Raw genomic sequence first — 6,313 nt, forward strand, 5'->3', positions numbered from 1 at the left:
TAAAACTTATTTCTTAAATCCCAGTCTCCTTTTCACCGTTTGCCATACCGGCATTATATCGGGCGAAAGATTGAAGTAAAGAACGCCGGTGCCGTATATCATCATAAACACAGTACTGCGAAGTATGATCCAGCCAAGTCCCTGATGATTGCGAAACAGAAAATAAGAAACGGCATAACCGGCTACACCCAGCAATATGGCATACAAACTTTTAATATTAAAAGGCTGCATGTTGAACTTTCTTAAAAGGAAAACGTAGCGAATCGCATTGTAGATAGTGAGAGCAATGAGGTTCGACATGGCGGTGCCCGTTATACCCCAGTGTGTTGTAAACAGGTAATTTAAGGGGGCGGCAAGGGCCATCAGGGTAACACCCGTTACAAAATCGAAACGCCAGTAGGTACTGGTGCCGATTATCTGTCCGTTTAAACCTGTGCCCAAATCAATAATACGCATCAGACCAATGAACAGGAATACCTGTTGTGCGTACAGATAGCCGGGTTTTAAATGAAATGTATAAACGCCATCGGTAAAGTTGATCCATATCAGCACAAACATGCCCACTGCAAAGATCAGCTGATTGAGACTGGACCGATGGTAAATGCGGTTGATGTTGGCATAATCTTTATCTTTCCATGCTTTTGACAGCGGGCCAAGCGATGCTGAAATAAGCGCTCGCTGCGGCGCCTGTATGAGGCTTGATATATTTTGCGCCAGCGTATAAACGCCCACTGAGGCCATTCCGCTTTTAACTACAACCCCTATTACCAGCGTATCAAAAACAAGAGAAACATTGTACAACAGGCTGCCGCCCCATACATACAAACCCAATACAATTATTTTCTTATAAAACTTTTTTGTTACCCGGCTAAATGAAAACGTAAAGTGCAGCTGGCGGGTAACGATCAGGTAAGTGAGCAGTATTGCAGCAATGATTATATAGGTAAACGCATATAATTTAATAAACAGGTCGAAGGTTTTTATAACCCGAACAAAGATGAGCACAATGAGTATGGTAGTGAGCAGGCGGAAAAAGATCTCTTTCAGAAAATTGGTGAATACCGATTTTTTTACCTGCCAGGCAAAGGCTTCGAGCAAGGTGTACAGCGAAAGACCGAAGCCAAAAGGGAAAAGCCAGTAATAATACACTACCACTTCGGGGGAGTTGGCGCCATATGTTTGAATTACGAAGTCTTTAAATACATATCCGCCCACCATTACAAAAATAAAACCCGTAAAACTCACCGAAAGGGCGATCGTCATCATGTCGTTTTTGTCGGGCGGAAGATTATCGTTGTAATACGGAAAGAACTTGTAGATATAATATAGCATACCCAGGTTCGAGAACGCAAGCATAACGTTGGCAATGGCCATAAAGGTTCCTGTGAGCCCATACTGCGCTTCGGCAAAGCCTCTTGCAAACAGCCAGGTATTAAAAAGGCCCAGGGCAAATCCTATATACACCAATACCGAAGAAATAATACTTTGCCGCCTTATGCTCATTACGAGTTGTAAGTTTTAAGTTCTATGTTCTATGTTCCGCTAAACGCCGAACGCTTAATGCCGAACGCTTAACGCTTAATGCTGAACGCTTAATGCTTAATGCCGAACAAAATACACCTCGTTTAAGCGTTTTGCGTTCAGCGTTCCGCTTTATGCCTTCTTCCCGCTCGCTCCCGATAGCGATCGGGACCATTTACCACTTGCCTGCATTCTACTGCCCATTGCCTACTGCCCATTGACCTTTTTCACATTGATAAAAAAATTCCTGTCAACACTAAACGTATCGGCGTTGGCCGAGCCTGAAATGGTGGTCCACTCTTCAGTGGGGCGAACCCATTTTTCTTCACTGCCTGTTTTTATTTTTACCGGTATGGTAAATCCTTTGATGCAATTGGTGAACCTGAATTTCAATTCATTTCCTTTGATTGAATATTCCAGTACCGGTATTTGCGTAGTGCGAAGATATTGGTCGAACACCTTTGAAAAATCAATGCCCGATTGCCGGCTGATATAGTCTTCAACTTCTTTACTGGTAACCGTTTTGTGATAGTATGTTTTATTCAGGCCACGCAAAATGCTGCGGAAAGCAGAGTCGTTGTTAATGATCTGTCTGATCGTGTGCAGCAGGTTGCCGCCTTTGTAATACATGTCGCTGCTGCCTTCCTGGTTTACCCCATAGGCGCCGATAATGGGCGTATCGTTTTGTGTCAGCCGCCGGGCGCCCACACAATAGGCATTGCCTGCTTCTACCCCATACTGGCAGGTAGTGAACAGGGTTTCGGAATAATTGGTAAATCCTTCATGTATCCACATATCGGCAATATCGTTGGTGGTAATGTTATTGGCAAACCATTCGTGACCGCTTTCGTGTACGATGATAAAATCCCATTTGGTGCCCCAGCCGGTGCCCGAAAGGTCGCGGCCCAGGTAACCGTTCTGAAAACCGTTTCCGTAGGCAACAGCGCTCTGGTGTTCCATACCCAGGTGAGGCGCCTGAACCAGTTTATATCCATCTTCATAAAAGGGATAAGGGCCAAACCAGTATTCAAAGCATTTCAGCATTAAAGGCACCTGTTTAAACTGGTTTTTGGCTTTGTCGAGGTCATAGTCAAGCGCCCAGTAATCGCAATCGAGTTTGCCTTTTTCACCGGGATAATCTTCGTGCCAGGTAACATATTTTCCGATGTATGGAATGATATTATAATTGTTGATGGGGTTTTTAACCTGCCACGTATAGGTAGCGGTGTTGTTATCGCTGTGCAGTTGTTTATTCACTAACCGGCCATTACCAACAGCTACGAGGGTGTCGGGCACAGTGATGCTTAACGAAGCGCCGCTGTCGGGTTCATCGCTCTGATGATCTTTACACGGATACCAAACGCTGGCGCCCAGGCCCTGGCAGGCTACGCTCATCCAGGGACGACCTTTTTTATCTTTTGTCCAGATCCAGCCACCATCCCATGGCGGACGAATCGCTTCGCGTGCTTTGCCATGGTAACTCACGTCGATATACTGTATTGAATTAACAGGTAATGATGGTACGGTAACAAACCAGGCATTGCCATCACGATCGAACAGCAGGTTTGTTTTATCGGCTGCACTGCTGCCGGTATTGCCGGTAGTATTTTTAATAAGCGATATATTGTCGATGATTAACGGCTCCTGCAGGTCGATCTGCATTTTGCTGCCGGCTTTTAAAACCCGTATCGTTAACCGGTTTGTTCCCTTTATCGTTTTGGTAGTATAATCGGGCGTAACCTGTAAATCATACCGTACAACATCCCACCACGCCCGCTCGGGGGTAATGGAGCCCCGTAATGTATCCTGCCGGGTAAATTGTTTTTTATTGCTTAAGGGCTGGGCCGCGCAGGAAGAAGCTATGAAAATGAGAAATGAGAAATGAAAAATAAGAAATGACAAGGTACGGGGCATACGCTGCATGTTGGTTTGTTTTGTATGAATCACAATGGTATTATTTAAATTTGATAATGTGCTAATTTGCTAATGCTAAAACCGGCCATTTATTTACATTACGCCTAACCAGAACGTATTAGCACATTAGCAAATTAGCTAATTAGCACATTTGCATTTATATATGAAAGTTAAAGTTATATTTTTTGCCGTCTTTTCGGGTGTGATTTTGATTAATTCGTGCGGCCGTAGTACAGGCGGTAATAAACAGGTATTTCATTATAACGAAGCCACCGGCATTGCTACGCTTGACCCGGCCGGCGCCAAAAACCAGTCGATCATATGGGCCATTCATCAACTGTACAATACGCTGGTGCAAACTAACGAGTCGTTGAAAATAGTTCCCTCGCTGGCTTATCGCTGGAGTGTATCGGATGACCGTAAAGTATATACGTTCCATTTACGGCCCGATGTTTTTTTTCATGACAATGCCGCTTTTCCCAATGGTAAAGGACGCCGGTTAACCGCTTCGGATGTTGCCTTTAGCTTTAACCGTATTATAGACCCGGCCACCGCCAGCAGCGGCGCCTGGATATTTCACGACCGGGTGGCCGGCGAAAATGGTTTTAAGGCGCTGAACGATTCAACTTTTCAGTTAACCCTTATTGCCCCATTTGCGCCCATACTCGGTTTGCTAAGCATGCAGTATTGTTCAATAGTACCCCGGGAAGTGGTCACAAAATACGGAGCCGATTTTCGCAGTCACCCTTGTGGAACCGGCCCCTTTAAATTCGTTGCCTGGGAAGAAGGACAAGCCATGATTTTACGTAAGAATGAAAATTATTTTGAACGCGATAGTGCAGGTAAACCCTTGCCTTATCTCGATGGCATTAAAATAACTTTTTTCGATAGCAAGGCCACCGAGTTCCTGTTGTTTCAGCAGGGCGCACTGGATTTTATCAACGATATCGATCCTTCTTTTAAAGACGAAGTGCTGACCAAAAAAGGCGAGCTGCGTAAAGACTGGCAGGGAAAAGTAGTGTTATCGAAGCACAGCTATCTGAATACCGAATACCTGGGGATTCTTATGGATGCCGGCAACCAGCTGGTAAACAAGTCGCCCCTGCGTAATAAACTGGTACGCCAGGCCATCAATTATGCATTCGACCGTAGAAAGATGATCATGTACCTGTACAACAGCAAGGGCATGCCCGCCGAAAGCGGTTTTATACCGGCCGGATTGCCATCGTTCGATTCGTCGGTAGTAAAAGGGTATTCGTATAATCCTGCCAAAGCACGTGAATTGCTGGCGCAGGCCGGTTTTCCCGATGGGGAAGGGCTGCCCGAAATAAAACTGCTTACCATTGCTACCTATAGCGATATTGCCGGCTTTATAGCAAAACAGGCCGGGGAATCAGGAATAAAAATACAGGTAGAAGTAGTGCCTAAGAGTTTATTGCTTGAGCAAACCGCTAAATCGCAGGCTTTGTTTTTCAGAGGAAGCTGGATCGCCGATTTTCCCGAAGCAGAAAATTACCTGAGCGTATTTTATAGTAAGAACCCTGCTCCGCCCAATTATACCCGTTATAACAATCCCCGTTTTGATGCCTTGTACGAACAGGCTATGGTAACAGAAAATGATAGTTTGCGTTACCGGTTATACCGGCAGATGGACCAGTTGATAGCCGACGATGCACCAATAGTGCCGCTGTGGTACGATGAAGTGATACGGCTGGTGCAGCCACGCGTGAAGAACTTTACGCCCAATGGATTGAATTTACTCGAATTGAGAACTACGCGCCTGGAGAAGTAGCAGTAAGTTAACAAGTTAATAAGTTGATCAGTTAAGAAGTTAACAAGTTAACCTGTTAACTGGTTAACTTGTCAACTTTTCAACCAAGTCAACTAATGCTTCAGTTTCGACTTAAATACCTTCTGAAACTTCTCAACCTTAGGTTTGATCACGAAATAACAATAGGGTTGTGAGCCGTTCTGATTGTAATAATCCTGGTGATAGTTTTCTGCCGCATAGAAATTGGTGAACGGAGATATTTCGGTGACTATCGGATTATCGAAAGCGCCGCTTTTATCGAGTTCGGCCTTATACTTTTCGGCTTTTTCTTTTTGCTCGTTGTTGTGATAAAAAATTACGCTGCGGTATTGCGGGCCCACATCATTACCCTGCCGGTTAAGCGTGGTAGGGTCGTGTGTTTTCCAGAACACTTCGAGCAATTCATCGTAGGTGATCTTTTTAGGATCATATACTACCTGAATCACTTCGGCATGGCCGGTGGTGCCGGTGCATACTTCTTTATAGCCGGGGTTGGCAACGTGTCCGCCGCTGTAGCCCGAAGTTGATTTAATAACACCATCTAATTCCTGAAAAATAGCTTCTGTACACCAAAAACAACCGGTACCAAAGGTGGCGGTATCGGTAGGGGTGTTTACTGATCCGTTTGTATTTGTTGTCATATCCTTACTTATATTCTTTTTTGCATTTTGTTTTTGCGCACACGAGAACAGGGTGGCCAGGGTCACCAGCATGCCGGTCAAAAATAGCTTCATACTGTATTGTTTTATCATTGTTGGCATTTATTAAAGTTCGTGCAAGTTAACCGGGCAAACAAGCCGGTTTTGTAAGCTGGCCGACATTGTATTGCTTTTATAAATTGCTTAACACACGGTTTATATACGCTGGATGGACTGTTGCAGATGTTAACAAATTTAAAAAATAAAGGTTGGGACCCGCCCATAAGTACATTTTGCCGGGCTATAAGATAAAAACGATGCATTATAGATTTTTTTTCGTGGCGATAGATGAAAAACGTTGAGTGATAATTTCTTTTTTTCCGGCTTATAAGATAAAAACGATTCGTTATAGATTCTTTTTCCGCGGCGA

Annotated in this window: 4 protein-coding genes; 1 reads left to right on the forward strand and 3 read right to left on the reverse strand. The window is 44.4% G+C overall.

The window, feature by feature from the left end:
* Positions 1–6 precede the first annotated feature (6 nt).
* On the reverse strand, positions 7–1,503 hold the full coding sequence (locus AC59IL_RS08755; protein WP_496551728.1) for a lipopolysaccharide biosynthesis protein: 1,497 nt from the start codon (positions 1,501–1,503) through the stop codon (positions 7–9).
* Between the two features lie 225 nt (positions 1,504–1,728).
* Entirely contained in the window at positions 1,729–3,444 is a 1,716-nt protein-coding gene (locus AC59IL_RS08760) for a M1 family metallopeptidase (RefSeq protein ID WP_496551729.1), read from the reverse strand.
* A gap of 154 nt (positions 3,445–3,598) precedes the next feature.
* On the opposite strand from AC59IL_RS08760, the gene AC59IL_RS08765 reads away from it, so the two are divergent.
* On the forward strand, positions 3,599–5,227 hold the full coding sequence (locus AC59IL_RS08765) for an ABC transporter substrate-binding protein (protein WP_496551730.1): 1,629 nt from the start codon (positions 3,599–3,601) through the stop codon (positions 5,225–5,227).
* Positions 5,228–5,319: 92 nt separating this feature from the next.
* Here the strand turns inward: AC59IL_RS08765 and msrA are convergent, their stop codons facing one another.
* The gene (msrA, locus tag AC59IL_RS08770; RefSeq protein ID WP_496551731.1) at positions 5,320–5,979 is read right to left on the reverse strand and encodes a peptide-methionine (S)-S-oxide reductase MsrA; all 660 of its coding nucleotides are present in this window, start codon (positions 5,977–5,979) and stop codon (positions 5,320–5,322) included.
* Positions 5,980–6,313 lie beyond the last annotated feature (334 nt).

The sequence above is a fragment of the Niastella sp. sgz303648 genome (genome assembly GCF_059587045.1).

Coding starts and splice junctions, on each gene's coding strand:
- AC59IL_RS08755 (WP_496551728.1), bottom strand. CDS start 1,503: ATGAGCATAAGGCGGCAAAGTATTATTTCTTCGGTATTGGTGTATATA.
- AC59IL_RS08760 (WP_496551729.1), bottom strand. CDS start 3,444: ATGCAGCGTATGCCCCGTACCTTGTCATTTCTTATTTTTCATTTCTCA.
- AC59IL_RS08765 (WP_496551730.1), top strand. CDS start 3,599: ATGAAAGTTAAAGTTATATTTTTTGCCGTCTTTTCGGGTGTGATTTTG.
- msrA (WP_496551731.1), bottom strand. CDS start 5,979: ATGAAGCTATTTTTGACCGGCATGCTGGTGACCCTGGCCACCCTGTTC.